This is a genomic window from Lutimaribacter marinistellae, assembly GCF_042648365.1.
GTDB lineage: Bacteria > Pseudomonadota > Alphaproteobacteria > Rhodobacterales > Rhodobacteraceae > Lutimaribacter_A > Lutimaribacter_A marinistellae.
Window position 1 is genome coordinate 1 of sequence record NZ_JBHRXI010000047.1, and the last position, 639, is coordinate 639.

Annotated in this window: 1 protein-coding gene; it reads right to left on the reverse strand. The window is 62.9% G+C overall.

Annotated elements, in window-relative coordinates:
* On the reverse strand, nucleotides 1-639 hold a 639-nt coding region (locus ACFORG_RS20760), incomplete at both ends, for a calcium-binding protein (protein ID WP_386737487.1).

The window sequence follows — 639 nt, forward strand, 5'->3', positions numbered from 1 at the left end:
ACATCTGCGCCGAGTCCCCCGGTCATGGTGTCGTTGCCGATGCCGCCATCCAGCCGATCGGCGTTGTTGCCACCGAAAAGCCGGTCGTCCCCCCACTGGCCGAACAGCACATCATCGCCCCCGCCACCGTTCATGGTGTCGTTGCCGTACCCGCCATACACTGTGTCGCGGCCGAAATTGTTGCCTTGCGCGTTATCGTTGAACACATCGTGGCCAGCATTCAGATAAATGAGGTCCGGGCCATCATCACCCCAGACCGTATCGTCACCGTCGCCTGCCCTGATCGTGTCACCAAAGCTTCCGCCGTGGATCTGGTCGTTCCCGAGACCACCTTCGACGCTGTCCGCATCCTGTCCGGCCCAGATCGTGTCGTTGCCGCCATCTGCGAGGATCGTGTCGCGCCCGGTCCAGCCATAGACGAGGTCGTTGCCAAAGAGCCCCTCCTGGGCATTGTCGATGAAGGTGTCCGCACCGGCCTGAAGATAGATCACATCGGGTCCGTCATCGCCCCAGACGGTGTCATCGCCTTCACCCGCCTTGATCGTGTCGCCATAACTGCCGCCGTGGATCTGGTCGTCGCCGATCCCGCCCTCGACGCTGTCGGCATCCTGCCCGGCCCAGATCGTGTCATTGCCGCCC